The sequence below is a fragment of the Paenirhizobium naphthalenivorans genome, from assembly GCF_007992095.1.
Classification (GTDB): domain Bacteria; phylum Pseudomonadota; class Alphaproteobacteria; order Rhizobiales; family Rhizobiaceae; genus Allorhizobium; species Allorhizobium naphthalenivorans.
Genome location: NZ_BJZP01000071.1, coordinates 1 through 2,588 on the forward strand (window position 1 = coordinate 1; position 2,588 = coordinate 2,588).

Sequence of the window (2,588 nt, forward strand, 5' to 3'; positions counted from 1 at the left end):
ACGATCGCGCCGCGCTTCGGCAGGTTGTGCGTCATCCACTCGTGTTGAGCGCCGAGGAAGCCCTCGACATTGGTGGTGTAACGACCGTCCTGGTCGGCCGGCGCGAAGAGGTCCTCAACCCACTCAATCCCATAGGCTTGAGCCAGATCATCGTCGAAGCTCGCATCCTTGGCATACATGCGCTTCTTCGTGAGCGCATGTGCGATCGGCCACCAGGCTGCCGTGTCACCCTTCTTCGGCTTATGGGCCTTCCAGACCTCCTTCTGGTCGACCTGACTGGCGGCAGCAATAATCCGCAACTGCTGCTCGGATGGCATATCGCCGAGCGCCATCTGTTCGAGCATGGCTGGAAGCACATTGGCAAGCAGGCGCAGCTTGCGGATCTGGCGGACGGGGAGGGCGAGAGCGACGGCGATCGCTTCCTCTGTCCAACCAAGTGCGACCAGACGTTCGATTCCGCGCCATTGATCGACGGGATTAAGAGCCTCGCGGACGCTGTTCTCGACCATGGAACGCATCGCGCCATTGTCATTGGCTGCATCAACGACGAGGATTTCGATTTCTTCGAGGCCTGCGGCGATGGCAAGGCGCACACGGCGATGGCCAGCGTCGATAATGTAGCCGTTTCCACCATCGGTTTCCGGTGCGACCACCGGCGGCTGGACGATGCCGACGGCCTTGATCGTCGCCAGCATGAGCGCATCGGCCTGCGGTGACGACTTCGACTGACGCATCCGGTCTGGGTTTTCCTTCAGAGCGCGCGGGTCAACCTTCATGATCTGCATGGGATTTGTCCTTGTCTAGAGGGTTCCGGACCGGCGCCATGCCAGCCCTTCCTGTCTTCATTTTTCTCGAAGACACCTCCCGGACCGCCGAACGGCCGGACTGACGCAACTGCGGTCGAGCATCCCTGCTGCGAAGGACAAGCGGGGCTGACAGCCCTGCGAAGAACGAGTAGCCGGGATAGCGCAGGCGGCGGTTGAGCGTACGCGTCGGCAGGAGGACCGATCGGCGACCGGTTCTTTCCCTTCTCCTTCTTTTCCGTTTCTTCATTAGAAATGCGGTCCGCGTACGCCGAGGCGCGAACGACATGCAAAACCTCGACCGGAAACAGAAACGCAAAAGGGCGCTCGACCCGCGAGGGGAGCGCCCTTTAAGATCCCGGACGACGTCGAAAACCACAGCGATTGCGGCGGCAGGACATCATCTGAAGGGGAAGTGACGTGCAGATATTGTTGATGGCGGGAAAATTCAAGTCGCGACCTTGAACACCCGCTGATAAATGTGTCTTCGCCGTCCAAGAATGCCGGTCGAGGAAAGATGAATACAGATCCTGCAACCCGGAGGGCCATCGCACAACGCGCCATCAATCGCGCGAAGTCCCGTAGTACGCCGATCGACGAGGACCCAATCTTTATGGCTCTGCTGGATGCATGGATCAGTGGCGACATCGACATGCGTACGATGCGCGAGCGCTATCTCGACAGTCTTTCTCTCAAGGAAGAACAGCACCGTGGTCGTCAGCCTGACCAGGATGAGATATCTTTGGATGATGATGTGTCAGAAAAAAGGGCCGACGGAGTAAACCGCGGCCCATAAAGTGTGGAGATCTTTGACCTCCAGAGGGGAACAGCTGATGCGGCGGAACTGGGAGGAGACCGCCATCTGCATCAGCTGCAGGCTTTGTGCCTGATTTTTGGCCAATCGGAAAACATTTATTGTGCAATGCAGCTATGCGGCCAGCGCGTTGGTCTCATTGCCGAGGCCGCCCGCCAGCTGAGTTTCGATGTCACGTAGCTCGCGCCTTTTCTCCTTCAGGTCCTCAGCGAACGCGAACGCTCCTCCGTCTCGCGAACGGTATGAGGCCAGCCGGCGCTCGGCCTCTTCGAGACGCCGGCGATATTGACGCCGTTCCTCCTCGATGCCTTCAAGTCCATGCTCCAGCCGTGAGATGGCGCCGAGCGGCGTCACCGTGATCGCCAGATCGATCTCGTAATCGGCGCCGGTGCGCTGGAGCAGGGTCTCATAGCGATAGCCGTCGCCCTTGCCGAACCTCTCCCCCTCATAGACGAGATCGAAGCCGCCGATCGTGGCAAGATGCACATCGCCCTCCTGCTGAAGCTGCAGAAGCGTGAGGATTTCCTTCATCAGCGCCCGGCCAGCTTCCTTGCGCTCTGCATGTTCTTTACCGAGCACCGTCATGGTGAAGGCGTCGCCGTTGGTCGACTGTAGCCGCGCGATGTCCTGGCCGATTTCGTCCATCCGCCGGGTCGAGACCTCGATTTCGCGTTCTGCATCTCGCATCTGCCGGCGGACGGCATACTGGTCGTCCTCATGGGCAGCCCGCAGCCGCTCAAGCCGGGCGATGTCGGCCTCCAAGCCTGCCTTCTGCATCAGGCGCTCGTCACCCGAGGCAATGGCCTTGGCCATCGCGAACTGGTTGGCGGCACCTTCTCCAACATCTTCCAGCCGCCGGATCGACGTGTCGCCCGACAGCGCTGCGGCAATGAAGCGGGCCTTGCGCTCGTTGTTCTGCCACATCGATGCATCGAGCGAGCCTTCCGTCGCATAGGCGAAAAGATCGACCG

At 60.2% G+C, this 2,588-nt stretch carries 2 protein-coding genes and 1 pseudogene; 1 reads left to right on the forward strand and 2 read right to left on the reverse strand.

Annotation, left to right across the window (positions count from 1 at the left end; genetic code table 11):
* On the reverse strand, positions 1–785 hold a 785-nt coding region (locus RNA01_RS22995), incomplete at its 3' end, for a ParB/RepB/Spo0J family partition protein (RefSeq protein ID WP_147182413.1).
* 535 nt (positions 786–1,320) lie between these two features.
* Between RNA01_RS22995 and RNA01_RS23000 the strand changes: the two genes are divergently transcribed.
* Complete coding sequence (locus RNA01_RS23000) at positions 1,321–1,599, forward strand: hypothetical protein (RefSeq protein WP_147182414.1); 279 nt, start codon at positions 1,321–1,323, stop codon at positions 1,597–1,599.
* Positions 1,600–1,731: 132 nt separating this feature from the next.
* Here the strand turns inward: RNA01_RS23000 and RNA01_RS23005 are convergent.
* Positions 1,732–2,588 (reverse strand): annotated as a pseudogene (locus RNA01_RS23005) (lactate dehydrogenase); the annotation flags it as partial.